The organism is Arenimonas sp. (assembly GCF_036275555.1).
In the GTDB taxonomy this organism is placed as follows: Bacteria; Pseudomonadota; Gammaproteobacteria; order Xanthomonadales; family Xanthomonadaceae; genus Arenimonas.
Genome location: NZ_DASUDO010000015.1, coordinates 84080 through 108081, shown reverse-complemented (window position 1 = coordinate 108081; position 24002 = coordinate 84080). Strand labels below are relative to the sequence as shown.

24 protein-coding genes are annotated in these 24002 nt (G+C 72.1%); 22 read left to right on the top strand and 2 right to left on the bottom strand.

Going from position 1 to position 24002, the window contains the following annotated elements; translation table 11 throughout:
• Nucleotides 1-1315: phosphoribosylformylglycinamidine synthase subunit PurQ (locus tag VFV21_RS05085; RefSeq protein WP_329668397.1), on the top strand; the 1315-nt coding region annotated here is incomplete at its 5' end.
• A gap of 40 nt (nucleotides 1316-1355) precedes the next feature.
• On the opposite strand, the gene ahr is transcribed toward VFV21_RS05085, so the two are convergent.
• Entirely contained in the window at nucleotides 1356-2372 is a 1017-nt protein-coding gene (ahr, locus tag VFV21_RS05080) for an NADPH-dependent aldehyde reductase Ahr (protein WP_329668396.1), read from the bottom strand.
• A gap of 111 nt (nucleotides 2373-2483) precedes the next feature.
• Here ahr and gspE point away from each other — a divergent pair, with 111 nt between their 5' ends.
• The 17 genes from gspE to VFV21_RS04995 all read left to right on the top strand — a co-directional run bounded on the left by gspE (nucleotide 2484) and on the right by VFV21_RS04995 (nucleotide 18399).
• A complete protein-coding gene (gene gspE, locus VFV21_RS05075) occupies nucleotides 2484-4196 on the top strand; it encodes a type II secretion system ATPase GspE (protein ID WP_329668395.1) in 1713 nt (570 codons plus the stop codon).
• 4 nt (nucleotides 4197-4200) lie between these two features.
• Entirely contained in the window at nucleotides 4201-5412 is a 1212-nt protein-coding gene (locus VFV21_RS05070; protein WP_329668394.1) for a type II secretion system F family protein, read from the top strand.
• Nucleotides 5413-5425: 13 nt separating this feature from the next.
• A complete protein-coding gene (gene gspG, locus VFV21_RS05065; RefSeq protein WP_329668393.1) occupies nucleotides 5426-5842 on the top strand; it encodes a type II secretion system major pseudopilin GspG in 417 nt (138 codons plus the stop codon).
• A 22-nt stretch (nucleotides 5843-5864) separates the two neighbouring features.
• Nucleotides 5865-6317, top strand: coding sequence for a type II secretion system protein XpsH (gene xpsH / locus VFV21_RS05060; RefSeq protein WP_329668392.1), 453 nt, complete (start codon nucleotides 5865-5867; stop codon nucleotides 6315-6317).
• The gene (locus VFV21_RS05055; RefSeq protein WP_329668391.1) at nucleotides 6314-6766 is read left to right on the top strand and encodes a type II secretion system protein; all 453 of its coding nucleotides are present in this window, start codon (nucleotides 6314-6316) and stop codon (nucleotides 6764-6766) included. Before xpsH ends, VFV21_RS05055 begins: the two co-directional genes overlap by 4 nt.
• On the top strand, nucleotides 6763-7434 hold the full coding sequence (locus tag VFV21_RS05050) for a type II secretion system protein GspJ (RefSeq protein WP_329668390.1): 672 nt from the start codon (nucleotides 6763-6765) through the stop codon (nucleotides 7432-7434). Before VFV21_RS05055 ends, VFV21_RS05050 begins: the two co-directional genes overlap by 4 nt.
• Complete coding sequence (locus VFV21_RS05045; RefSeq protein WP_329668389.1) at nucleotides 7431-8312, top strand: type II secretion system minor pseudopilin GspK; 882 nt, start codon at nucleotides 7431-7433, stop codon at nucleotides 8310-8312. The genes VFV21_RS05050 and VFV21_RS05045 overlap by 4 nt, the downstream gene beginning before the upstream one ends.
• Nucleotides 8312-9436 carry a PilN domain-containing protein gene (locus VFV21_RS05040; RefSeq protein ID WP_329668388.1) on the top strand — a complete coding sequence of 375 codons (1125 nt, stop codon included), beginning with the start codon at nucleotides 8312-8314 and terminating at the stop codon, nucleotides 9434-9436. Before VFV21_RS05045 ends, VFV21_RS05040 begins: the two co-directional genes overlap by 1 nt.
• Entirely contained in the window at nucleotides 9423-10010 is a 588-nt protein-coding gene (gspM, locus tag VFV21_RS05035) for a type II secretion system protein GspM (protein ID WP_329668387.1), read from the top strand. The genes VFV21_RS05040 and gspM overlap by 14 nt, the downstream gene beginning before the upstream one ends.
• Entirely contained in the window at nucleotides 10007-10780 is a 774-nt protein-coding gene (locus tag VFV21_RS05030; protein WP_329668386.1) for a hypothetical protein, read from the top strand. The genes gspM and VFV21_RS05030 overlap by 4 nt, the downstream gene beginning before the upstream one ends.
• 4 nt (nucleotides 10781-10784) lie before the next feature.
• Nucleotides 10785-12983 (top strand): type II secretion system secretin GspD, encoded by a 2199-nt coding sequence (gene gspD, locus VFV21_RS05025; protein ID WP_329668385.1) that lies wholly within the window; start codon nucleotides 10785-10787, stop codon nucleotides 12981-12983.
• A gap of 7 nt (nucleotides 12984-12990) precedes the next feature.
• Nucleotides 12991-13761 (top strand): ABC transporter permease, encoded by a 771-nt coding sequence (locus VFV21_RS05020; RefSeq protein WP_329668384.1) that lies wholly within the window; start codon nucleotides 12991-12993, stop codon nucleotides 13759-13761.
• Nucleotides 13758-14951: an ABC transporter ATP-binding protein gene (locus tag VFV21_RS05015; protein ID WP_329668383.1), complete on the top strand. Its 1194-nt coding sequence runs from the start codon at nucleotides 13758-13760 to the stop codon at nucleotides 14949-14951. The genes VFV21_RS05020 and VFV21_RS05015 overlap by 4 nt, the downstream gene beginning before the upstream one ends.
• On the top strand, nucleotides 14948-15802 hold the full coding sequence (locus tag VFV21_RS05010; RefSeq protein WP_329668382.1) for a glycosyltransferase family 2 protein: 855 nt from the start codon (nucleotides 14948-14950) through the stop codon (nucleotides 15800-15802). The genes VFV21_RS05015 and VFV21_RS05010 overlap by 4 nt, the downstream gene beginning before the upstream one ends.
• Nucleotides 15803-15811: 9 nt before the next feature.
• Complete coding sequence (locus tag VFV21_RS05005) at nucleotides 15812-16654, top strand: class I SAM-dependent methyltransferase (protein ID WP_329668381.1); 843 nt, start codon at nucleotides 15812-15814, stop codon at nucleotides 16652-16654.
• Between the two features lie 62 nt (nucleotides 16655-16716).
• Nucleotides 16717-17556, top strand: a complete 840-nt coding sequence (locus VFV21_RS05000) for a glycosyltransferase family 2 protein (RefSeq protein ID WP_329668401.1) — start codon at nucleotides 16717-16719, stop codon at nucleotides 17554-17556.
• 63 nt (nucleotides 17557-17619) lie between these two features.
• Complete coding sequence (locus tag VFV21_RS04995; protein ID WP_329668380.1) at nucleotides 17620-18399, top strand: hypothetical protein; 780 nt, start codon at nucleotides 17620-17622, stop codon at nucleotides 18397-18399.
• A gap of 55 nt (nucleotides 18400-18454) precedes the next feature.
• Here the strand turns inward: VFV21_RS04995 and ettA are convergent, their stop codons facing one another.
• Nucleotides 18455-20119 (bottom strand): energy-dependent translational throttle protein EttA, encoded by a 1665-nt coding sequence (gene ettA / locus VFV21_RS04990; RefSeq protein ID WP_329668379.1) that lies wholly within the window; start codon nucleotides 20117-20119, stop codon nucleotides 18455-18457.
• 308 nt (nucleotides 20120-20427) lie between these two features.
• On the opposite strand from ettA, the gene glyA reads away from it, so the two are divergent.
• The 4 genes from glyA to ribD all read left to right on the top strand — a co-directional run bounded on the left by glyA (nucleotide 20428) and on the right by ribD (nucleotide 23881).
• Nucleotides 20428-21678: a serine hydroxymethyltransferase gene (gene glyA, locus VFV21_RS04985; protein ID WP_329668378.1), complete on the top strand. Its 1251-nt coding sequence runs from the start codon at nucleotides 20428-20430 to the stop codon at nucleotides 21676-21678.
• A gap of 132 nt (nucleotides 21679-21810) precedes the next feature.
• Nucleotides 21811-22326, top strand: a complete 516-nt coding sequence (gene nrdR, locus VFV21_RS04980; protein ID WP_329668377.1) for a transcriptional regulator NrdR — start codon at nucleotides 21811-21813, stop codon at nucleotides 22324-22326.
• Nucleotides 22327-22331: 5 nt separating this feature from the next.
• A complete protein-coding gene (locus VFV21_RS04975; RefSeq protein ID WP_329668376.1) occupies nucleotides 22332-22796 on the top strand; it encodes a GNAT family N-acetyltransferase in 465 nt (154 codons plus the stop codon).
• Nucleotides 22793-23881: a bifunctional diaminohydroxyphosphoribosylaminopyrimidine deaminase/5-amino-6-(5-phosphoribosylamino)uracil reductase RibD gene (gene ribD / locus VFV21_RS04970; RefSeq protein WP_329668375.1), complete on the top strand. Its 1089-nt coding sequence runs from the start codon at nucleotides 22793-22795 to the stop codon at nucleotides 23879-23881. The genes VFV21_RS04975 and ribD overlap by 4 nt, the downstream gene beginning before the upstream one ends.
• Nucleotides 23882-24002: the final 121 nt, after the last annotated feature.

Here is a 24002-nt window from a genome sequence, read left to right as displayed (position 1 = left end):
GCTCAATCCGCTGCTGCTCGCCTACCACGACCGCTCCGACGGGGGCCTGTTCGCGGCGGCGTGCGAGATGGCCTTTGCCGGCCGTTGCGGGGTCACGCTGAACCTCGACGCAATCGCCTTCGACGCCGCGGCGGACGACGTGGACGCGTTCAAGCGCAATTCCGACGAGCAGCTCGCGGGCCGCATGAAGGACCTCGCGCTCGGGGCGCTGTTCTCCGAGGAGCTCGGCGCGCTGCTGCAGGTCCGCGCCGCCGACCGGGACAAGGCGATGGCGCTCCTGCGGGGGGCCGGGCTGGGCGACCATTCGCATGTCATCGGCAGCGTCAACGCGAGCGACGAGATCCGGCTCGTGCGCAATGCGCGGGCCGTGTACGCCAAGCCGAGGGTCGAGCTGCAGCGGGCGTGGAGCGAGACGACCTGGCGCATGCAGTCGCTGCGCGACAACCCCGAGAGCGCGCAGCAGGAATACGACCGCATCCTCGACGTCAAGGATCCTGGATTGTCGGTGTCGCTCTCCTTTTCCCCCTCATCTGTTCTTATTGGAAAAGGCGCGCGACCACGCGTCGCCATCCTGCGGGAGCAGGGCGTCAACGGCCAGGTGGAAATGGCGGCGGCCTTCGACCGCGCCGGCTTCACCGCGGTGGACGTGCACATGTCCGACCTCATCGCTGGCCGCGTGCGGCTGGACGGCTTCAAGGGCCTGGCGGCCTGCGGTGGCTTCAGCTACGGCGACGTGCTGGGCGCGGGCCGCGGCTGGGCCACGTCCATCCTCGAGCGGCCGGACCTGCGCGAGCAGTTCGCGCGCTTCTTCGAGCGCAGCGACAGCTTCAGCCTCGGCGTCTGCAACGGCTGCCAGATGCTGGCGCAGCTCAAGGGCCTGGTGCCCGGCGCCGAGCACTGGCCGCGCTTCCTGCGCAACCGCAGCGAGCAGTACGAAGCCCGCCTGGCCCAGGTCGAGGTGCAGGACTCGCCCTCGATCCTGTTCGCCGGCATGGCCGGCTCGCGGATCCCGGTGGTGGTGGCGCACGGCGAAGGCCAGGCGCGCTTCGACGCGCCGGAGCACGCCGGCCTGGCCCAGGTCGCGCTGCGCTTCGTCGATGGCCATGGCCAGCCGACCGAAGCCTACCCGGCCAACCCGAACGGCTCGCCCGCCGGCATCACCGGCCTGACCAGCCGCGACGGCCGCGCCACCCTGATGATGCCGCACCCCGAGCGCGTGTTCCGCAGCCTGCAGATGAGCTGGCATCCGGCCGGCTGGGGCGAGGATTCGCCGTGGATGCGGATCTTCCGCAACGCCCGGGCCTGGGTGGCCTGAGCCGGAACGGGGTGCGCCTTGCGCGCACCCCGTGCCGCGATCAGCTGAAGTCGGCGTCCAGCACGATCCGGTAGCGCGCCTTCCCAGCGCGCAGGTGGTCCAGCGCCTCGTTCACGCGACGCATCGGGAAGTGCTCGGTCTTGGGCAGCACGCCGTGCAGGTCGGCGAAGCGGAGCATCGTGTCGATCGCCGCGCGCGAGCCGGTGGGCGAGCCCGACACCGATTTCTGCCCCATGATCAGCGAGAAGGCCGGCACCGGGATCGGCTCCAGCACGGCACCAACCACATGCAGCCGCCCCTCGGGGGCCAGCGCCGCCAGCAGGCCGTTCCAGTCCAGCGACGCGTTCACGGTGTCGATGATCAGATCGAACTGGCCGGCCAGCTTTGCCAGCGCGTCGGCATCGCCGGTGGACACCACCCGGTGCGCGCCGAACGCGCGCGCTTCCTCGGCCTTGGAGGCGCTGGTGGTGAAGGCCGTGACCTCGCAGCCCCAGGCCTTGCAGAACTTCAGCGCCAGGTGGCCCAGCCCGCCGATGCCGACCACGCCGACCCGCGCCGTCGGCGCGATCTTCAGTTCGTGCAGCGGCGCGAAGACCGTGATGCCGCCGCACAGCAGCGGGCCGGCCTCGCGCGGGTCCAGCCCGGCCGGCAGCGGCATCACCCAGACCCAATGGGCGCGCACTCGGTCGGCGAAGGCGCCGTGCCGGCCGGCCAGGGTCGGCTGCACCGACACGCACAGGTTGTGGCGCCCGGCCAGGCACTGCGGGCAGTGCAGGCAGCTGCGGGCGTTCCAGCCAAGGCCGACGCGCTGGCCGATCGCCACGCCCTTCGCCTGCGGGCCCATCGCCACCACGCGGCCCACGGCCTCGTGGCCGGGCACGAACGGGTACTGGGTGAAGCCCCACGCGTTGTCCAGCAGGGACAGGTCGGAGTGGCAGATGCCGCAGTGCTCCACGGCGATCTCGACGTCCTCGGGCCCGAGCGGGCCGGGATCGTACTCGAGGGGCTGCAGCGGGGCGCCGGCGGTGGGCGCGGCCCAGGCACGGATCAGGGTCATGGCGGATCCTCGGGAGGGACAGGGTCGTTCACGATACGCCGGCCCGCGTGAGGGGCGCGCCGGGGCGCCCCGACCTGCTAAATTCCGGGGGCAGTCCTGCATGGAGGCGCCGTGGCATCGGTCATCAACGAAACGACGGAAACCGCCGACACCCGCATCGCCGCGGCCCTGTCCGCCCGCGGCCGGCTGAAGGAAGCCGACCTCGCCCGCGCCCAGCGCCTGCAGGCCGAGGCCGGCGGTTCGCTGGCCGCGCTGCTGGTGCGCCTGGGCATGGTGTCCGAGCGCGACATGGCGGAAGCCGCCGCCGAGGTGATGGGCCTGCCGCTGCTGGCCGCCAAGGATTGCCCCGACGCGCCGCCCCCGGGCGTGGCGCTGTCGCTGCGCTTCCTCAAGCAGCTGGCGGTGTGCCCGGTGGGCGAGGGCGAGGACTACGTCGAGCTGCTGGTCGCCGACCCGCAGGATCCCTACGCCGCCGAGGCCGTGGCGCTCGCCACCGGCCGCGCGGTGCGGGTGAAGGTCGGCCTGCGCGCCGAGATCGCCGACCTGGTCGAGCGCTACTACGGCTCCGGCCGCTCGGCCATGGGCACGATCGTCGAGAACCTCGGCGATGAATCGGGCGGCGACGAAGCCGACGTCGAGCAGCTGCGCGACCTGGCCTCCGAAGCGCCCGTCATCCGGCTCGTCAACCTGGTGATCCAGCGTGCGGTGGAACTGCGCGCCTCCGACATCCACATCGAGCCCTTCGAGAACCGCCTGAAGGTGCGCTACCGCGTCGACGGCGTGCTCGAGGAGTCCGAATCGCCGCCGGCCAACCTCACCGCCGCGGTGATCTCGCGCATCAAGATCATGGCCAAGCTCAACATCGCCGAGCGCCGGCTGCCGCAGGACGGCCGCATCATGGTGCGCGTGCAGGGCAAGGAGCTCGACCTGCGCGTGAGCACGGTGCCCACCGCGCACGGCGAGTCGGTGGTGATGCGCCTGCTCGACCGCGAATCCGTGGTGCTCGACTTCAAGGCGCTGGGCTTCACCGACGAATTCCTCGGCCAGTTCATGAAGGTGCTCGAGCAGCCGCACGGCATCCTGCTGGTCACCGGCCCCACCGGCTCGGGCAAGACCACAACGCTGTACGCGGCGCTCAGCCAGCTCAACACGCCCGACGTGAAGATCATCACCGTCGAGGACCCGGTCGAATACCAGATCGAGGGCATCAACCAGATCCAGGCCAAGCCGCAGATCGGCCTCGACTTCGCCCACGCGCTGCGCAGCATCGTCCGCCAGGACCCCGACATCATCATGATCGGCGAGATGCGCGACCTGGAAACCTCGCGCATCGCGATCCAGTCGGCGCTCACCGGCCACCTGGTGCTGAGCACGCTGCACACCAACAACGCCGCCGGCGGCATCACCCGCATGATGGACATGGGCGTCGAGGACTACCTGCTCACCTCCACCGTGAACGGCATCCTGGCCCAGCGCCTGGTGCGCCGTATCGAGCCCACCCACGCCGAGAAATACGAAGCGCTGCCGGAAGTGGTGGAGGAGTTCGGCCTGCGTCGGTTCCAGCCCGAGGGCACGATCTACCTCTACCGCCCGAAGCCTTCGGCGCTCACGCCCACCGGCTACCTCGGCCGCACCACCATCATGGAATTCCTGGTGATGGACGACACCCTGCGCCGGCTGGTGATGAAGCACGCCGGCATGGGCGAGCTGGAGGACGCGGCGCGCGAGCGCGGCATGCGCACCATGTACGAGGACGGCCTGGTGAAGGCGATGCAGGGCCTGACCACGATCGAAGAGGTCCTGCGCGTCACGCAGGAGGGCTAGGGCGATGGCGCTGTTCCGCTACAAGGCCCTGTCGGCCGCCGGCGAATCGCTCGACGGCCAGATGGAGGCGGCCAGCGCCGAGGAAGTGATCGTGCGCCTGCAGGACCAGGGCCACCTGCCGGTGGAGGCGCGCCGCGCCGACGCCGGCGGCGGCGAGGGCCTGGACGCGCTGTTCAAGCGCAAGGAATTCGGCGAGCCGCAGGTGCTGCAGTTCACCCAGCAGCTGGCGACGCTGCTGGGTGCCGGCCAGCCGCTCGACCGCGCGCTCGGCATCCTGCTCGAGCTGCCCGATTCGCCCGAGGCGCGCCGCGTGGTCGAGCGCGTGCGCGAGGCGGTGCGCGGCGGTGCGCCGCTGTCCACCGCGCTCGAGCAGCAGCACGGCATCTTCTCGCGCCTGTACGTGAACCTGGTGCGTGCCGGCGAGGCCGGCGGCAACCTGCACGAAAGCCTGCGCCGCCTCGCCGACTACCTCGAGCGGAGCGCCGCGCTGCGCGCGCGCGTGCTCAACGCGATGATCTACCCGGCCATCCTCACGGTGCTGGTGTTCGCCTCCATCGCCTTCCTGATGGCCTTCGTGGTGCCGCAGTTCCAGGCCCTGTTCGAAAGCATGAACGCCGACCTGCCCTGGTACTCGCTGGCGGTGCTCAAGACCAGCCTGTTCATCCGCGCCTGGTGGTGGGCCCTGCTGCTGGTCGCGCTGGGCGCGGCGGGCTGGGGCGCGATCAAGTTCGGCGACCCGGCCGTGCGCCGCGCGATCGATGCGCGCGTGCTGCGCCACAAGTTCCCCGGCGACCTGGTCGCCAAGCTCGACACCGCGCGGCTGGCGCGCACGCTGGGCACGCTGGTGCGCAACGGCGTGCCGCTGCTGGGCGCGCTGAACCTCTCGCGCCCGGTGCTGTCCAACCGGGTGCTGGCCGAGGCGGTGGAAGCCGCGGCCGAGGACGTGAAGACCGGCAGCGGTCTGGGCTACGCGCTGGGCCGCCAGAAGGTGTTCCCGCGCCTCGCCGTGCACATGATCCAGGTCGGCGAGGAGTCGGGCGAACTCGACGCGATGCTGCTCAAGGCCGCCGACACCTTCGACCAGGAGACCGCCAACGCGCTCGACCGCCTGCTCGCCGCGCTGGTGCCGGCGCTGACCGTGCTGATGACCCTCGTGGTCGGCGCGGTCATGCTGTCGGTGCTGCTGCCGATCTACGACCTCACCAATTCCATCTGACCAGGAACCGACGATGCGACGCCAACCCGCTTCCCCCCGACACGCCCGCGGCATGAGCCTGATCGAGCTGATGATCGTGATCGTCCTGATCGGCTCGGTGCTCGCGCTGATCGCCAGCCGCGTCATGGGCGGCCAGGACCGCGCCAACGTGCGCATCGCCGAGACCCAGCTGGTGACGCTGGCCGGCAAGATCGACCAGTTCCGCATGGACACCGGCAAGCTGCCCGACTCGCTCGACCAGCTCGTCACCTCCACCGGCGCCACCAACTGGCTCGGCCCCTACGCGCGCGCCGAAGAGCTGAACGACCCCTGGGGCACGCCGATCGAGTTCAAGCGCCCGGGCGCCAACGGCCCGTTCGAGCTGGTGAGCCTGGGCGCCGATGCCCAGGCCGGCGGCGAGAGCGTCAACCAGGACATCCGCCGGCCCTGAGCGCCGGCCCCTGGCGCCGCCGATGATGCGCCCGCGCGGTTTCTCGCTGGTGGAGCTGGTGGTGGTGATGGTGCTCATCGCCGCCCTGGCCGCGCTCGGCCTGGCCGCCATCGGCACCGGCCTGCCGGGCCAGCAGCTGCGCGGGGCCGCGCGCGAGCTTGCCGCGGAGCTGCGATTCACCCGCGCGCAGGCGATCGCCACCGGGCGCGAGCAGGTCTTCCGCATTGATGTCGGCGAGAAGCGCTGGCAGGGCGCGGGCGAGCGCAGCGGCGAACTCCCCGGCGAGATCGCGCTGGAGGTCACCGGCGCCCGCGAGGAGCTGGAAACGCCGCAGGTGGTCGCGATTCGTTTCTTCCCTGAAGGCGCCGCCACCGGCGGCCGGCTCGTGCTGCGCAACGGCGAGGCCGCCTGGCGCGTGGACGTGGCCTGGCTCACCGGCGAAGTGCGCCTGCGCCGCGGCGAGGGCGAGCCATGAGGCGCCAGCGCGGCTTCACCCTGCTCGAAGTGATCCTGGCGTTCGCACTGATGTCGGTGGGGCTCGGCATCCTGGTCGCCATCCTGAGCGGCGGGCTGGCCCAGGTGCGCACCGCCGGCGACGCCACCGAGGCGACGCTGCACGCGCAGTCGCTGATCGAGCAGCTGGGCGTGCTCGAACCGATCGAGCCCGGCCGGGAGCAGGGCGACTTCGACCGCGGCCGCTACCGCTGGGACCTGGAGATCACCGAGGCCGAGGATCCGGCGCCGCGCACCGAATCGCCCGAGGGCGTCGCGCCGATCGAATCGGTGGGCCTGCAGCCGGCCGGCGCGCCCGTGCTCTACCGCGTCCAGCTCGACGTGAGCTGGGGCGAGGACGACGTGCCGCGCACCCTGCGCTTCAGCACGCTGCGCGCGCGCTACCCGGCGCCGCCCGGAGGCTCGCCATGATCCGCGCGCGCGGCTTCAGCCTGATCGAAGTACTGCTGGCCACCACGCTGCTGGCCGTCGGCGTCGGCCTGGCCTTCGCCACCCTGCGCAACGCCACCGTCGCCACCAGCCGCGCCGAGGACATGGCCCAACGCAACGAGCGCCTGCGCGCGGTGCAGGCCTTCCTGCGGCGCCAGGTCGAGGACGCGCTGCCGCTGCCGATCGAACCCGACGACGGCACCGGCACGCCGGCCTTTTTCGAAGCCGCGGAGGACGAGCTCAAGCTGGTGGCGCCGATGCCGGGCTACCTCTCGCGCGGCGGCCCGCACCTGCAGACGTTCCGCCTGGTGCGCGAATCGGGCGGGCTGCGGCTGGAGTTCCAGCACCAGCAGCTCACGCCCGACGGCCCGCTGGAGAGCGAGCGCGAGCCGGAAGTGCTGCTCGACGGCATCGCCGAGGGCGGTTTCGCCTTCCGCACGCTGGACGACGACGGCAAGCCCGGCGCCTGGACCCCGCGCTGGGACACGCCGCAATCGATGCCGCGCCTGGTGCGGCTCGAGCTGCGCATGGCCGACGAACGCGCGCGCTTCCCGACCCTGGTCGCGGCGCCGCGCCAGGCCGCCTCGCTGGTGGCGGGCTGGGGCGGCGCGCCGATCGACGGCTACCCGCAGCCCGGGGAAACGCAATGAGCCGCGCCAGCCGGGGGGCCGCGCTGCTGCTGGTGCTGTGGATGCTGCTGCTGATGGCGGGGCTGATCGCGGTGTTCGCGCTCGGCACCCGCACCGAGGCGCTGCAGGGCAGCGCCCTGCGCCAGATCGCCGCGGCGCGCCTCGCCGCCGAGGCCGGCATCGAGCTGGCGGCGATGCGTCTGGTCGAGCCCGACCCGGCGGCGCGCTGGGTGCCCGATGGCCGCGCGCAGAAATTCAGCTTCGACGACCACCAGGTCGAGGTGCTGGTGCAGGACGAGGCCGCCAAGATGGACCTCAACGCCACCGATGCCGGCCAGCTGGCGGCGCTGATGGGCTGGCTGGGCGTCGAGCCCGAGCGCGCCGAGCGGCTGGCCGGCGTGATCCAGGACTGGCGCGATGCCGACAGCCTGCTGGCCGTGTCCGGCGGCGCCGAGGACCGCGACTATGCGGCGGCCGGGCTCGAGTACGGCGCCAAGGACCAACCTTTCACCACGCTGGGCGAACTCCAGCAACTGCTCGGCATGGACACCGCCACCTACCGGCTGCTGGTGCCGCACGTCACCATCCACACCGCGATGCCGCGGCCCGAGCCCGGCTTCGCCCAGCGGCCGGTGCTGCAGGCGATGGGCCTGAGCCCGGCCCAGGCGGCCGAGCTGGTGGCCCTGCGCGAGGCCTGGCGCCCGGGCCTGCCGCTGCCGCGCTTGCCCGACGGCAGCACCCTCGCCGTGGCGGGGTCGGGAACGTATAGTGTGGCCAGCCGCGCCACCCGTCCGGACGGCACCCTCGTCGAGGTCCACGCCACGCTGAGAATCGGCGCGGGGTCGGGCTTCGGACAACTGTATGCCCCGCTGGCCTGGCGGACGGGAGAACCTTACTGATGCCCGCCGCCGATCGCCTGTCCACCCTCATCGATCCCCTCAAGTTGCGGCTGGCGCGGAGCACGCTCCCGGCCCGGCTGCGCGAGGCCGCGCTGTCGACGCTGCCGGCGTCCTGGCGCGACCGGATCGCCGACGAGGCGCAGCGCCTGTGCCTGGCGCGCCACGGCGATGAACTCGCCCTGCTGGCCGCCGGCCACCGCGGCGACACCCGCCTGGGCGAGGTGCCGCTGGAGCCGTCGCTGCTGGACGAGCTGCGCGCGCGCGCCGACGCCAGCGGCACGCCGCGCTGGCTGCTGTTGCCCGCCGCCGGCGTGCTGCGCCGCGTGCTCACCCTGCCGGCCGCCGCCGAACCGCGCCTGCGCGAAGTGCTGGCCTTCGAGCTCGACCGGCAGACGCCGTTCTCCGCCGACCAGGTCAGCTTCGAGGGCCGCGTGTTGTCGCGCGACCTGGCCGCGCAGCAGCTGCGGGTCGAACTGCTGGTGCTGCCGCGCGCCCGGCTCGACGCCGAACTCGCGGCCATTGGCCCGCTGGCGCAAGGCCTGGCCGGCGTCGACGTGGTCGAGGCCGATGGCCGCCGCCTCGGCCTGAACCTTCTGCCCGACGCCGCCCGCGCGCGGGGCCGCGACCCGGTGCGCCGCCTGCACCTGGTACTGGCCGCGGTGGCCGTGGTCGGCCTGCTGGGCACGCTGTTGCTCACGCTGCACAACCGCAGCGAGCGCCGCGACGAACTGCGCGCCCTGGTCGCCACCGCCAACGACCAGGCCCGCGAGGCGCGCCTGCTGCGCAACCAGCTGGTCTCGTCCGCGCAGGCCGCGAACTTCCTGGCCGCCACCCGCGCCAGCCGCCCGACCATGCTCGAGGTGATGGACGAGCTGACCAAGCGCATCCCCGACGACACCTCGCTCGACAAGCTCGCGATCAACGGCGACCAGCTGGTGATGGTGGGACAGAGCCGCGCCGCGCCCGCGCTGGTGGCGCTGCTGCAGGCCTCGCCGCTGGTCACCGACCCCGCGCTCTCGGGCGTGGTGCAGTCGGACCCGCGCACCGGCCGCGACCGCTTCACGCTGACCGCGCGCGTGGTGAACGCCAGCGCCGGCGAGGAGGGCGACGATGCCGGCCGCTGAGCGCCTGAAGCTGCTGGGTGGCGCCGCGCTGGCCGCGGTGCTCGCCTATTTCGTGCTGCTGCACTGGTGGTGGACGGCGCCGATGCTCGCGATGGGCGACGAGATCGCCGAGCTGCGCGACCAGGAGCTGGCGCTGCGCGAGGAAATCGCCCAGCGGCCGGTGCTCGAGAGCGAGCTGGCGCGCGTGCGCGAGTTCGAGCAGGGCAACCCGGGCTTCCTGCCCGAGACCAACCGCCAGCTGGCCACCGCCGCGCTCGTGCAGCGGCTCGAGGCGGTGATCGCCGAGGCCAGCCCGCAGCCCGGCCGCTGCCAGATCACCGCGCGCACGCCGACCGATTCCCGCGTCGAGGAACCGTTCGTGCGCGCCACCGTGCAGGTGCGCCTGCGCTGCGGCATGGCCGAACTGGGCGCCGTGCTGCACGCGCTCGAGAGCGGCAGCCCGCAGCTGTTCGTCGACAACCTCGACCTGCTGTCGCGCCGCAGCTACCTGGCCGCGGGTCCGGACGGCGGCGGCATCGACGTCAGCTTCGATCTCTACGGTTACCTGACCACGCCCGCCGGGGGTGCGCCGTGATCGCGCGCCTGCGCCCGGCCGGCGCGTTGCTGGCGGCGGTGGCGGCCTGGGCCGTCGGCCTGCTGCTGCTCGCCCTGGCCGGCCTGGGGGGTCGCGTCGGCCTGCATCCGGGCAACGCCGCGCTGGCGCCGCCGGTGCCGCAGGTGCGCCTGGAGGCCGTCGGTTCGCGGCTCGGGCCGGCGCCGGACTACCTGGAAGTGGGCAACCGTCCGCTGCTGAGTCCCGAGCGGCGCCCGCCGGCGATCGCGACCGGCGAGGGCAGCGGCGACGCACCGCTGGACGCCGAGCTCACCAGCGTCCTGATCGCCGGCGACGTCCGGCTGGCGATCCTGCTGGCGCGCGACACCAACACCAGCCGGCGCGTGCGCGTCGGCGACGTCGTCGAAGGCACGGCCTGGCGCCTGGTCGAACTCGAGCCGCGCCGCGCCGTCTTCGAGGGTCCCGAGGGGCGCCGTGAACTCGCGCTGCGCGTCTACAGCGGCGTGGGCGGCGAGCCCGTCACCCAGGTCGCCGCGCCCGTGGTGCCGGGACGACCGCCGGCCGCGGCCCCGGCCTCCGGCGCGCCCGCGCCGGTTGCCGCCGCTCCGGGCGGCGCCGTGGCCGCGGCGCCGGGCCCCGCGCCGGTCGCCGAGCCCGCGCAAACCGCACCGGTGACGCCGGAACAGCAGGTGGAGGCCATCCGCCGACGCATCGAAGCCCGTCGCGCCCAGCGCGCCGCCGAGGCCGCCGCCGAGCAGGCGGCGCAGGACGGGACCAAACAGGTAGAGTGACCCGATGAAGAAAACCCCGTCCCTGGCCCCCGCCCTGGGCCTCGCCCTGATTGTTTTCCTCGCTGGCTGCGCCACCGCCGGCGCGCCGGTGATCCAGCGCGGCGCCGACCCACTGGCCAACGGCCCCGCGCAGGCCGAGGCCGCCCCGGACGCCGCGGCGGGCGGCGATGCCGCGTCCGGCAGCGGCGCGAGCATCACCCCCGGCACCGGCCAGGTCATCAACCAGCGCGTCGCGTCCGCGCCGCCGCCGGCGATCGAAGCGACGGGTGAAGCCACCTTCAACTTCGAAGGCGAGTCGGTGCACGCGGTGGTCAAGGCCATCCTCGGCGACCTGCTGCAGCAGAACTACGTGATCGCGCCCGGCGTGCAGGGCCAGGTGACGCTGGCCACGCCGCGGCCGGTGAACGCCGCGCAGGCGCTGGGCCTGCTCGAGATGGTGCTGGGCTGGAACAACGCACGGCTGATCTGGACCGACGGACGCTACAACGTGGTGCCCGCCGACCAGGCGCTGGCCGGCAACCTGTCGCCGCGCACCGGCGGCGTCGCCGACGCCCGCGGCTACGAGGTGCGCGCGGTGCCGCTGCAGTACATCTCGGCCGCCGAGATGAAGAAGGTGCTCGAGCCCTACGCCCGCCCGAACGCCGTGGTGAACGTGGACGCCGCGCGCAACATGATCGTCGTCGCCGGTACCCGCGGCGAGCTGCAGAACTACCTGCGCACGATCGAGATCTTCGACGTCGACTGGCTGGCCGGCATGTCGGTGGGCGTGTTCCCGCTGCAGTCGGCCGAGGCGACGCGGATGGTGGACGAGCTCAACGCGGTGTTCGGCGAGGGTGGCAGCACCCCGGTTTCGGGCATGTTCCGCTTCATGCCGCTGGAAGGACAGAACGCGGTGATGGTGATCACCCCGCAGGCGCGCTACCTGCGCGAGGCGCAGGTCTGGATCGAGCGGCTCGACGCCGGCGGCGGCGAAGGCGCGCGGCTCTACACCTACGAAGTGCTTTACATGAAGGCCGAGGACCTGGCCGACCAGCTGTCCCAGGTGTTCGGTGGCCAGGGCGGTGGTAGTGCCGGCGCCGACCGCGGCGGTTCGCCGTCGGTGATGCCGGGCCTGGAGCCGGTGCGCATCCGCTCGATCGACACGCCTGCCACCGACGCCGCCGATCCGAAGGCGCGCGCGGAAGGCGAGCGCGCCGCCAGCGCCGGCGCCAGCGCGGGCGGCAGCGCCGGTGCGTCCGGGGCCTCCGGCGGCGGCGACGGCATCGCGCTCGGCAGCGACGCCGACGTCTCCATCAGCGCCGTCGAGGAATCCAACGCCCTGCTGGTGCGGGCCACGCCCGGCCAGTGGGAATCGATCCGCCGCGCCATCGAGCGGCTGGACACCATGCCGCTGCAGGTGCACATCGAGGCGCAGGTGGTCGAAGTGCAGCTCACGGGCGAGCTGAGCTACGGCGTCAACTGGTTCTTCGAGAACGCGGTCGAGGACGCCGACCTGCCCAGCGCGCTGGGCCGCGGCATCTGGGGCGACATCGCCGGCAGCGTCGGCGCCGACGGCGTGGGCTGGACCTTCCTGGGCCGCAACGCCGCCGCGGTCATCACCGCGCTCGACACCGTCTCGAACGTGCGCCTGCTGTCCACGCCGTCGGTGGTGGTGCGCAACAACGCCGAGGCCAAGCTCGACGTCGGCACCAAGATCCCGGTCAACAGCACCAGCTTCAATCCGATCACCGGCGATCCGGGCGTGGGCAACGGCACCTTCACCCAGGTGCAGTACCTCGACACCGGCGTGATCCTGACCGTGACACCGCGCATCAGCCGGGACGGCACCGTGTTCATGGAGATCGAGCAGGAAGTCAGCTCGCCCGGCGCCGCGCGTCCCGATGACCCGACCGGCAACGTGCCCATCAACAAACGCAGCCTGATCACCGAAGCCGCGATCAAGAGCGGCGAGACGGTGATGCTGGCGGGCCTGATCACCGAAGGCACCACCGACGGCAGCAGCGGCATGCCCGGCCTGAGCCGGCTGCCGGTGATCGGTGGCCTGTTCGGCACCAAGACCCGCGATTCGAACCGGTCGGAAGTGATCATCCTGGTCACGCCGCGGGTGATCCGCGACCCGGCCGAGGCCCGCAAGCTGACGGACGAGTACGGCGAGCGCTTCCGCGCCCTGGAGCCGCTGGGCAAGCCGCGCGACGCCCAGTGAGTTCGTGATGGGCCCGGTCGTTTCCGCCGTCTTCCGCGAGCTGCTGCGCCGCGAGCTCGAGGAGCGCTACCGCGGCAGCGTGCTGGGCACCGCCTGGCTGCTGCTGCTGCCCGTGCTGCAGCTGGCGGTGCTGGCCTGGGTCTTCGGCCACCTGCTGCCGGCGCGCGCGCAGACCGGCGACCTGCCGTTCGTGGCCTTCCTGGCGCTGGGGATGTGGCCCTGGAACCTGTTCGCCAACGCCGCCAACCGCGGCGTCACCGCGCTCACGGACAACGCCGCGCTGATCGGCAAGGTCGCGGTGCCGCACCGGCTCTACGTGGACGTGCGCGTGGTCGCCTGCGCCCTCGTCGACCTGGCCGGGCTGGTGCTGGTGCTCGCGGTGCTGCTCGCCTTCGGCGTCGGCATCACGCTGGCCGGGCTGCCGGCGGCGCTGGCCGCGCTGGCGGTGATCGGCGTGCATGCGCTGGCGGCGGCGCGGCTGCTGGCGGTGCTGCAGGTCTTCCTGCGCGACATCGCCGCGGTGACCGGCCAGGTGCTGACGCTGGGCTTCTTCCTGACGCCGATCCTCTACGACCGCAGCCTGCTGCCGGCGGACGCGGCCTTCTGGCTGGGCCTGAACCCGATGGCCGCGCCGGTGGAGACCGTGCGCCGCGCGCTCACGGGGCAGGCCCCGGACTGGCTGGCCCTGGGCGGCTCGCTGGCGGTGGCGCTGGCGCTGCTGTGGCTGGCCAATGCGATGTTCCGCCGCGCGCGCAGCCACCTGGAGGATTTCCTGTGAGCGTCGCGCCGCTGGTGCGGGCGGACGGCCTGGCCAAGCGCTACCCGGTGCTGGGCCATCGCGGCGACCGGCTCGCCGCGCTCTGGGACGTGCTGCGCGGGCGTCCGCCCCGCCGCGTCGCCCAGGTGCTGCAGGACATCAGCTTCGAGGTGATGCCCGGCCAGTCGCTGGCCATCATCGGCGAGAACGGCGCCGGCAAGTCCACCCTGCTCAAGCTCGTCACCGGCGTGCTCACGCCGAGCGCGGGCACGGTCGAGACGCGCGGCAGCATCGGTGCGCTGCTCGAGCTCGGCGCCGGTTTCCATCCCGAGCTCAGCGGCCGCGACAACGTCCGCCTCGCGGCCGCGCTGCACGGCATCGATGCCGCCACGCTGGCGGAGAAACTGCCGGAGATCGAGGCCTTCGCCGACATCGGCCGCTACCTCGATGAGCCGGTGAAGCACTATTCGTCCGGCATGGTGGTGCGGCTGGGTTTCGCCGTGATCGCCGCGGTGCGGCCGGCGCTGCTGATTACCGACGAAGTGCTGGCGGTGGGCGACGAGAACTTCCAGCGCAAGTGCATCCGCTGGCTCGATGACTACCTGGCCGGCGGCGGCACGCTGCTGCTGGTGTCGCACAGCATCTACCACGTGCAGAAGCTCTGCCGCCGCGCGATCTGGCTCGACGGCGGGCGGATCGCCGCGCAGGGCGACGTGTTCGAGGTCAGCCAGCGCTACCTGGCCGCGCAGGAGGCGCGCCGCGCCGGCGAGCAGGCGGTCGGGGCGCCCGCGGCCGGCCTCCCCGAGTACCGGGTGGAATCGGTGGCCATCAACGGCGTGCCCGGCACCGGCGCGGTGGCCGTGGCGATGGGCGACGCGCTGGAGCAGGACGTGGTGATCCACAGCCGCGACGGCCTGCCGCCGGTGATGCTCAACGGCTGGGTCCGCGCCGACGGCACGCCGGTCTACGGCGTGAGTTCGGAAATGGACGCGGTGCCGGCGCAGCCGCTGGGCGACGGGCAGTTCCGCTTCCGCCTGGTGTTCGACCCGCTGACCCTGCTGCCCGGCAGCTACCGCCTGCGCACGAGCGCCCTCGATGGCGAGGGGCTGCGGCTGTTCGACACCGTCGATCGCGAGGTCACGGTCACCGGCGCCGCCCGCGAGTACGGGCTGGCGCGGCTGCCGCACGCCTGGCGCGGGGAGGGCGGATGAATGCCGTGCCGGTGGTGGTGGTGCCGATCCACAACGCGCTCGAGGCCCTCGACGCCTGCCTGGCTTCGCTCGACCGCACGCTGCCGCCCGGCAGCCCGGTGCTGCTGGCCGATGATGCCTCCACCGACCCGCGCATCGAACCGATGGCGCGCGGCTGGTGCGAGCGCAGCGCGCTGGCGGCCCGCTACGTGCGGCGCGCGCACAACCTGGGCTTCCCGGCGAACTGCAACGCGGCCTTCGCCGAGACCGGCGATGCCGACGTCGTGCTGCTCAACTCCGACACGGTGGTGACGACCGGCTGGCGCGACCAGCTGGTGCGCTGCGCCGCCAGCGACCCGCGGATCGCCACCATCACGCCGTGGTCCAACAACGCCGAGATCTGCTCCTGGCCGCGGTTCTGCGAGGACAACCCGGCGCCCGAGTTCCCGGACGCCATCGCCGAGGCCGCCGCCGGCCTGGCGCCGACCTACCCGGAGCTGCCGACGGCGGTGGGCTTCTGCATGTACGTGCGGCGGGCGGCGCTGCGCCAGATCGGCGACTTCGACGCGCAGACCTTCGGCCGCGGCTACGGCGAGGAGAATGACTTCTGCCTGCGCGCGGCGGCGATGGGCTGGCGCAACGTGCTGTGCGACACCGCCTACGTGGTGCACCACGGCGGCGCCTCGTTCGCGCCGCTGGACCTGGCGCCGGGCGGCGACAACCTGGCCCGGCTGCTGGCGCGCTGGCCCGACTACAACGAGCGCGTGGCCCGCTTCATCATGGCCGACCCGCTGGCGCCGCGGCGAATCGCGCTGGAGCAGCGGCTGCAGTCGCTGGCGGCCGCGGGCCCGCAACGCGACCTGTTCGGATAGCATTTGGCCATGGCCCACGTCCCCGTCCTCGAATTCACCGGCGAGCGCTACACGCCCGAGCGCGACCGCGAGATCGCGCAGGAGCACTGGCACCGCTACGCCTTCGCCCGGCCGCTGGCGTCCGGGCGCCGGGTGCTGGATGCCGCCTGCGGCGAGGGCTACGGCAGCGCGATGATGGCCGCGGCCGGCGCCTCGGTGCTCGGCATCGACATCGGCGCGGACGTGGTGGCGCACGCGCGGGCGCGCTACGCCGCGGTGCCGGGCGTGGCCTTCGAACAGGCCGACGTGACCGCGCTCGACCACCTGCCCGACGCCAGCTTCGACCTGGTGCTCAGCTTCGAAACCCTCGAGCACGTGCACGAACAGGAGCGCATGCTCGACGGCTTCGCGCGCCTGCTGGCGCCCGGCGGCCTGCTGCTGGTGTCCACGCCCGACCGCCACACCTACACCGACCTCACCGGCGTCGAGAATCCGCACCACGTGCGCGAACTGTACCGGCCGGAGTTCGAGGCGATGGTGGCCGCGCGCTTCCCGGCGCGCCGGCTGTTCGGCCAGAAGCTGCTGTTCACGTCGCTGATGTGGGCGCTGGACGACCGCGTGTCGCCGCCGCAGCTGGCCAGCCTCGACGGCCAGGCGATCCGTCCCGGCATCACCAATGCGCCGATGTATTACGTCGCCGCCTGCGCCCGCGAGCCGTCGACGCTGGATGCGCTGCCCGCGCTGTCCGTGCTGGGCGACCAGGCGGAGGGCGTGTACGAGGAATACCGGCGCGAAGTGGCCAACTACCGCCGCGCGATGGCCCATATCGCCCACCTGGAGGCGGAGATCCAGCGCCTGAAGTCGCCGGCGTGAACACCTCGCGCGAATGGCCGGCGCTGGGCACCACCGGGCTGCGTGATTTCAGCGCGCGCGACATCGGCGTGGTGGTGGTCACCTACGCCAGCGCGTCCACCATCGAGGCCTGCCTGTTCCGGCTGCTGGCCAGCCGCGACGTGGCGCGGGTGGTGGTGATCGACAATGCCTCGCCGGACGACACCGCGGCCATCGTCGAGCGCCTGGCGCGCCGCGACGCCCGCCTGGGCCTGGTCCGCAACCCGGAGAACCGCGGTTTCGCCGAGGCCTGCAACCAGGGCGCGACGGCGATCTCGCAGCCATGGGTGGCGTTCGTGAACCCCGATGCCTACGTCGAGCGCGACACGCTGTCGCGGCTGGTCGCGCACGCGACCGCGCGCCCGGGCGCCGGCCTGCTCGGCGTCGAGCTGGTGAGCGAGGAGGGCGAGGTGGACCTGGCCTCGCGCCGGGCCGATCCCTCGCTGCGCGAGCAGGTGGGCAGCCTCGGCCGCCGCGATGCGCTCTACCTCGGCCACGATCCGGCCCAGGTGGTGCAGCCGGTGGACGCGGTGTCGGGCGCGCTGATGCTGATGCCGCTCGGCCTGTTCGTGCGCCTGGACGGCTTCGACGAGGGCTACCGCCTGCACGCCGAGGACCTGGACCTGTGCCGCCGCGTGCGCGAGGCCGGCTACGAGGTGGTGGTGGCCAACGACCTGCGCGTCACCCACGTCCGCGGCGTGTCCAGCCGCAGCAATCCGGTGTGGGTGGAGTGGCACAAGCACCGCGGGCTGTGGCGCTACTTCCGCAAGTTCGAGGCCGCCGACACGCCGGGCTGGCTGCAGGTGGCGCTGTGGCTGGCGGTTTGCGGCCACTTCGCGCTGGCGGCCCCGCGGGCCTGGTGGCGGTCGCGCCGGGCCGGCTGACGGCTATCCGGGCTGCGCGCGGCGGCGGTAGCATGGCCGCTGTCAGGGGGAGGGGCCAGGGCCGTGGGACTGCTGGGGAACGTGGACGCGATCTGGATCGCGCTGGGCCTGTTGGCGGCCATGCTGGTCGCGCACGAGATCTCGTTCCGGCGGGCCGGACGGGTGCGTCGTGAATCCGCCGGCGACGAAGACGAGCCCAGCACCGGCCTCGAGTCCGCGGTCTCGCTGCTGCTGGGCCTGCTGCTGGCCTTTTCCTTCTCGATGGCGGCCGGCCGTTACGAGCAGCGGCAGGACCTGGTGATCGCCGAGGCCAACGCCATCGGTACCGCCTGGCTGCGCTGCGACCTGCTGGCGCCGGACGCCGGGCAGGCCTGCCGCCGCGGCCTGCGCGAGTACACCGACCTCCGCCTCGCGATCTACGAAGCGCCCGACGATCCGGCCGTGCTCGCCGATCTGGTGGGCCGCAGCCAGCGCAGCCTCGACGCGCTCTGGCGGGTCGTGGCCGAACAGGCGGTGGCCGCGCCTTCGCCCAACGGTTCGCTGGCGGTGCAGGCGATGAACGACGTCATCGATCGCCACGGCGAACGCATCGCCGCCTACCGCCGGCACGTGCCCGACGAGGTGATCCTGATGCTGCTGGGGCTGTGCCTGGCCTGGGCGGCCTTCACCGGGCACGCGCAGGGCTGGATGGGGCGGCGCTACCGTCTGGGCTGGCCGGTGTTCGCGGTGCTGGTGGCGCTGGTGGTCTTCATCACCTTCGACTTCGACCGGCAGAAGCGCGGCTTCATCCGGCTCGACGCCACCCAGTCGCTCTACGACCTGCGCGATTCGATGGGCCCCTGAAACGGCGCGGGCCGCTTGCGCGGCCCGTCCGGGGTGCCCTGGCGCGCGCGCCCGGTTACTTGAGCGCCTTGTAGCGCAGGCGGTGCGGCTTCGCGCCTTCCTCGCCCAGGCGGCGCTTCTTGTCTTCCTCGTACTCGCGGTAGTTGCCCTGGTAGAACTCGACGTGCGAGTCGCCCTCGAAGGCGAGGATGTGGGTGGCGATGCGGTCGAGGAACCAGCGGTCATGCGAGATGACCAGGGCGCAGCCCGGGAACTCGAGCAGGGCGTCTTCCAGCGCGCGCAGGGTTTCGATGTCGAGGTCGTTGGACGGTTCGTCGAGCAGCAGCACGTTGCCGCCCTGCAGCAGGGTCTTGGCCATGTGCAGGCGGCCGCGCTCACCGCCGGACAGCGTGCCGACGAGCTTCTGCTGGTCGCTGCCCTTGAAGTTGAAGCGGCCGATGTAGGCGCGCGACTGGATCTCGACCTTGCCGATGGTGATGATGTCGCTGCCGCCGGACACCGCCTGCCAGACGTTCTTGTCGGCCTCGAGCGAATCGCGGCTCTGGTCGACGTAGGCGATCTTGACGGTGTGGCCGACGTTGACCTCGCCCTTGTCCGGCTTTTCCTGGCCCGTGATCATGCGGAACAGGGTCGACTTGCCCGCGCCGTTGGGACCGATGATTCCAACAATCGCGCCCGGCGGGATGGTGATGTTGAGGTCGTCGATCAGCAGGCGGTCGCCGAAGCTCTTCGAGACGTTCTTGAACTCGATCACCTTGTCGCCCAGGCGCTCGCCCGGCGGGATGAAGATCTCGTTGGTCTCGTTGCGCTTCTGGTACTCGACCGACTGCAGGTCTTCCAGGCGCTGCAGGCGGGCCTTGCCCTTGCTGCGGCCGCCCTTGGCGTTCTGGCGCGACCACTCCAGCTCCTTCTGCAGCGCCTTCTGGCGGCCCTTCTCGGCCGACTCTTCCTGCTTCAGGCGCTCGGTCTTCTGGGTCAGCCACTCGCTGTAGTTGCCCTTCCACGGAATGCCGCGGCCGCGGTCGAGCTCGAGGATCCACTCGGCGGCGTTGTCGAGGAAGTAGCGGTCGTGGGTGACGGCCACCACGGTGCCGGGGAAGCGGGTGAGGAACTGCTCCAGCCACTCGACCGACTCGGCGTCGAGGTGGTTGGTGGGTTCGTCGAGCAGCAGCATGTCCGGCTTGGACAGCAGCAGGCGGCAAAGCGCGACGCGGCGCTTCTCACCGCCGGAGAGCTGGCCGCAGATGGCGTCCCAGGGCGGCAGGCGCAGGGCGTCGGCGGCGATTTCCAGCTGCAGCTCCAGCGTGGCGGCGTCGCCGGTGGCCAGGATGGCCTCCAGGCGCTGCTGCTCGGCGGCCAGCTTGTCGAAGTCGGCGTCTTCTTCGGCGTAGGCGGCGTAGACCTTGTCCAGCAGCTCCTGCGCGTGCAGCAGGTCACCCACGCCTTCCTCCACGGCCTGGCGCACGGTGTGCTCCGGGTTCAGGCGCGGCTCCTGCTCGAGGTAGCCGACCTTGATGCCGGGCTGCGGCCGCGCCTCGCCGGTGAAATCGGTGTCCACGCCGGCCATGATGCGGAGCACGGTGGACTTGCCGGCGCCGTTGAGGCCCAGCAGGCCTATCTTCGCGCCCGGGTAGAACGACAGCGAGATGTCCTTGATGATCTGGCGCTTCGGCGGCACCGTCTTGCTGACGCCGATCATGGTGTAGATGTACTGCGACATGGCTCGCTCTCTCTGGCACAGGCCGCGGCGGCGCGGGGACGCGCCGGCCGGGCAGGGGTGGGGGCGCGCGGGTCCCGCGCAGCCGGTCCGGGTTTCGGAGGACCGCGAATTATAGGCCAAACAAATGAACCAGGTTCATTTGGCCCCGGTCAGGCCGCCCCGGACCCTGCGAGGCCCGGGCGCGGCCAAATGAACCTGGTTCATTTGTTTGCGGGGGGCGGGCGGGCCAAAAGAACCTGGTTCATTTTTTTGCGGCAAGTGCCTGCCGGGGCTACAATTTCGCGACCCCGCCGCCTGGAATGCCCCGAATGTTCGCCAAGGATATGCAGATCGCTGGTTATGACGACGCCCTGGACCAGGCCATCGCCCAGGAGCGCCAGCGGCAGGAGGACCACGTCGAGCTGATCGCCTCCGAGAACTACGCCAGCCCGCGCGTGCTCGAGGCCCAGGGCAGCGTGCTGACCAACAAGTACGCCGAGGGCTACCCGGGCAAGCGTTACTACGGCGGCTGCGAGTACGTGGACATCGCCGAGAAGCTGGCGATCGAGCGCGTGAAGCAGCTCTTCGGCGCCGACTACGCCAACGTCCAGCCGCACTCGGGCTCCTCGGCCAACATCGCCGTCTACATGGCCCTGCTGCAGCCGGGCGACACCGTGCTGGGCATGAGCCTGGCCCACGGCGGCCACCTCACCCACGGCGCCAAGGTCAACTTCTCCGGCAAGACCTACCACGCCGTGCAGTACGGCGTGGACGAGAACGGCCTGATCGATTACGACGAAGTGCAGCGCCTGGCCACCGAGCACAAACCGAAGATGGTGGTCGCGGGCTTCAGCGCGTATTCGCAGGTCGTCGAATGGGCGCGCATGGCTGAAATCGCGAAGTCCGTCGGCGCCTACTTCTTCGTGGACATGGCGCACGTCGCCGGCCTGGTCGCCGCCGGCCTGTACCCGAACCCGGTGCCGCATGCCGACGTCGTCACCTCCACCACCCACAAGACCCTGCGCGGCCCGCGCGGCGGCATCATCCTGGCCCGGGCCAACGAGGAGCTGGAGAAGAAGTTCCAGTCGCTGGTGTTCCCCGGCACCCAGGGCGGCCCGCTGATGCACGTGATCGCCGCCAAGGCGGTGGCCTTCAAGGAAGCGCTGGAGCCCGGCTTCAAGGACTACCAGGCGCAGGTGATCAAGAACGCCCAGGCGATGGCGAAGACGATCATGGGCCGCGGCTACAAGGTTGTTTCCGGCGGCACCGAGAACCACCTCATGCTGATCGACCTGATCGGCCGCGACGTCAGCGGCAAGGACGCCGAGGCCGCGCTGGGCGCCGCCCACATCACCGTGAACAAGAACTCGGTGCCGAACGACCCGCGCTCGCCCTTCGTCACCTCGGGCCTGCGCATCGGTACGCCCGCGGTCACCACGCGCGGCTACCGCGAGGCCGAGTGCGTGGCGCTGGCGAACTGGATCTGCGACGTGCTCGACGCGCCGGCGGACGCCTCGGTGATTGCGCGCGTGCGGGACGCCGTGACGGCGCAGTGCCGCGCCTTCCCGGTTTACGGCTGAAAGCCAGGAGGTAGTGAGCAGGAGGCAGGAGTTAGTGAAAGCATGCTAGCCCCGGTCACTGCGTTACTAACTCCTGACTTCTAATCACTACCTCCTCAGAAAAGTTCCCCAGGACAAACCCGGCTACCGCCCATGCACTGCCCCTTCTGCCAGCACGAAGACACCCGCGTGATCGACTCGCGCGTGTCCGAGGATGGGTCCACCATCCGGCGGCGGCGCGAGTGCGAGCAGTGCAACGAGCGCTTCAACACCTTCGAAGTGGCCGAGCTGAAGCTGCCGGCGATCGTCAAGAGCGACGGCCGCCGCGAGGCCTTCGACGAACGCAAGCTGCGCACCAGCTTCGACCGCGCGCTGCAGAAGCGCCCGGTATCGTCCGAGCAGATCGACGCCGCCGTGCGCAACGTCATGCATGCGCTGCGGCTGACCGGCGAGCGCGAGCTGCCCTCGCTGCGCGTCGGTGAGTTCGTGATGGCCGAGCTCAAGCCGCTCGACCAGGTGGCCTACGTGCGCTTCGCCTCGGTGTACCGGAAGTTCGAGGACGTGCAGGCCTTCCGCGAGGAAATCGAGCGACTCGAGCGCGACCTGCCGGGCCTCGAGGGCCTGCAGCTGCCCCTGCTGGACGCGGTGGTGGGCAAGGCCAAGCGTTGACGGCCGTGGCCATCCGCTTCCTCGCCGACGTGCCCGGCCACGCCGACACGCTCGCGGCCTGGCACCACGCGCAGTGGTCGCCTCTTTACGATGACTGGACGCTGGAGCAGACGCAGGCGGAGCTGCGCGACCACGCCACCCGCCGCGCGCGGCCGACCACGCTGGTGGCGCTCGAGGGCGAGAGGCTGCTGGGTTCGGTGAGCCTGGTGGATGAGGACGCCCCCGAACTGCGCGACCAGGGCGATGCCTGGCTGGCGAGTCTCTACGTGGTGCCTGAAGCGCGCGGCACCGGTCTCGGCAAGCAGTTGGTCCGGGCGCTGGTGGGTTTCGCGGCGGGGCAGGGCGTCGAGCGGCTCTGGCTGTTCACGCCCGACCACGCCGGCTTCTACGAACGCCTCGGCTGGCGCCCGCAGGGCCAGGCGATGCTGCGCGGCACGCGCGTGCAATTGATGGATATCCTTCCCGAATGACCGAATTCTCCGCCCGCGACCACGCCCACATGGCCCGCGCCCTGCAGCTGGCCGGACGCGCCGCCTTCACCACCCAGCCCAATCCGATGGTCGGCTGCGTCATCGCGGATGGCGACGCGGTGCTGGGCGAGGGCTGGCACGTGCGCGCGGGCGAGCCGCACGCCGAAGTGCACGCGCTGCGCGCAGCCGCCGGCCGCGCCCGCGGCGCCACCGCCTACGTCACGCTCGAGCCCTGCGCCCACCACGGCCGCACGCCGCCCTGCGCCGACGCGCTGGTGGCGGCCGGCGTCACCCGCGTCGTCGCCGCCTGCCGCGATCCCTACCACCAGGTGTCCGGCCAGGGCTTCGCCAAGTTGCAGGCCGCGGGCATCACGGTCGAGTACGGCCTGATGGAAGCCGCTGCCCGCCACCTCAACCGCGGCTTCTTCTCGCGGATGGAGCGCGGCCGCCCGTGGGTGCGGGTGAAGCTGGGGATGAGCCTGGACGGCCGCACCGCGCTGGCCAGCGGCGAATCGAAGTGGATCACCTCCGAGGCCGCGCGCGCCGACGTGATGCGCTGGCGCGCGCGCGCCGGCGCGCTGATGACCGGCATCGCCACCGTGCTGGCCGACGATCCCCGCCTGACCGTGCGGCTGCCCGAAGGCGACGACTTCGTGCCGCCGCTGCGCGTGGTGCTGGACGAGCGCGGCCGGCTGCCCGCGCTGTCGCAGGTGCTCACCGACGGGCTCGCGCCGACCCTGGTGGTGCACGGCGACGACGTGGTGCCCGACTACGACGACGAGGTGCGCGCCTTCGCCGTGCGCCGCGTCAACGGCGGACTCGATCTGTCGGCCGTGCTGTCCCAGCTGGCCCAGCGCGGCGTCAACGAACTGCAGGTCGAAGCCGGCGCCACCCTGAGCGGCGCGTTGCTCAAGGCCGGCCTGGTCGACGAACTGCTGCTGTACGTGGCGCCCGTGCTGCTCGGCGAACGCGCCCGCCCGCTCTTCGCCGGCATCGATCCGGCCACGATGGCCGAGCGCATCGGCCTGAGGCTGGTCGAAACCCGCCAGGTCGGCCCCGACCTCCGGCTGTTGCTCGCACCCTGAGGCACGTGGCCAGGCTCACTTTCCGGGCCCGCAGGTGAACCTGGGCCCGTCCCATGCGCTTGTCGGGGCGCAACCCAGCGTTCCCGGTGGACCGCCGCCCGCTGACGCCGTTTTCGCCCCC

Coding starts and splice junctions, on each gene's coding strand:
- VFV21_RS05070 (WP_329668394.1), top strand. CDS start 4,201: ATGGCGCTGTTCCGCTACAAGGCCCTGTCGGCCGCCGGCGAATCGCTC.
- VFV21_RS05050 (WP_329668390.1), top strand. CDS start 6,763: ATGATCCGCGCGCGCGGCTTCAGCCTGATCGAAGTACTGCTGGCCACC.
- xpsH (WP_329668392.1), top strand. CDS start 5,865: ATGATGCGCCCGCGCGGTTTCTCGCTGGTGGAGCTGGTGGTGGTGATG.
- VFV21_RS05040 (WP_329668388.1), top strand. CDS start 8,312: ATGCCCGCCGCCGATCGCCTGTCCACCCTCATCGATCCCCTCAAGTTG.
- ribD (WP_329668375.1), top strand. CDS start 22,793: ATGACCGAATTCTCCGCCCGCGACCACGCCCACATGGCCCGCGCCCTG.
- gspD (WP_329668385.1), top strand. CDS start 10,785: ATGAAGAAAACCCCGTCCCTGGCCCCCGCCCTGGGCCTCGCCCTGATT.
- gspM (WP_329668387.1), top strand. CDS start 9,423: ATGCCGGCCGCTGAGCGCCTGAAGCTGCTGGGTGGCGCCGCGCTGGCC.
- ettA (WP_329668379.1), bottom strand. CDS start 20,119: ATGTCGCAGTACATCTACACCATGATCGGCGTCAGCAAGACGGTGCCG.
- glyA (WP_329668378.1), top strand. CDS start 20,428: ATGTTCGCCAAGGATATGCAGATCGCTGGTTATGACGACGCCCTGGAC.
- VFV21_RS05005 (WP_329668381.1), top strand. CDS start 15,812: ATGGCCCACGTCCCCGTCCTCGAATTCACCGGCGAGCGCTACACGCCC.
- gspG (WP_329668393.1), top strand. CDS start 5,426: ATGCGACGCCAACCCGCTTCCCCCCGACACGCCCGCGGCATGAGCCTG.
- VFV21_RS05010 (WP_329668382.1), top strand. CDS start 14,948: ATGAATGCCGTGCCGGTGGTGGTGGTGCCGATCCACAACGCGCTCGAG.
- ahr (WP_329668396.1), bottom strand. CDS start 2,372: ATGACCCTGATCCGTGCCTGGGCCGCGCCCACCGCCGGCGCCCCGCTG.
- nrdR (WP_329668377.1), top strand. CDS start 21,811: ATGCACTGCCCCTTCTGCCAGCACGAAGACACCCGCGTGATCGACTCG.
- VFV21_RS05020 (WP_329668384.1), top strand. CDS start 12,991: ATGGGCCCGGTCGTTTCCGCCGTCTTCCGCGAGCTGCTGCGCCGCGAG.
- VFV21_RS05045 (WP_329668389.1), top strand. CDS start 7,431: ATGAGCCGCGCCAGCCGGGGGGCCGCGCTGCTGCTGGTGCTGTGGATG.
- VFV21_RS05055 (WP_329668391.1), top strand. CDS start 6,314: ATGAGGCGCCAGCGCGGCTTCACCCTGCTCGAAGTGATCCTGGCGTTC.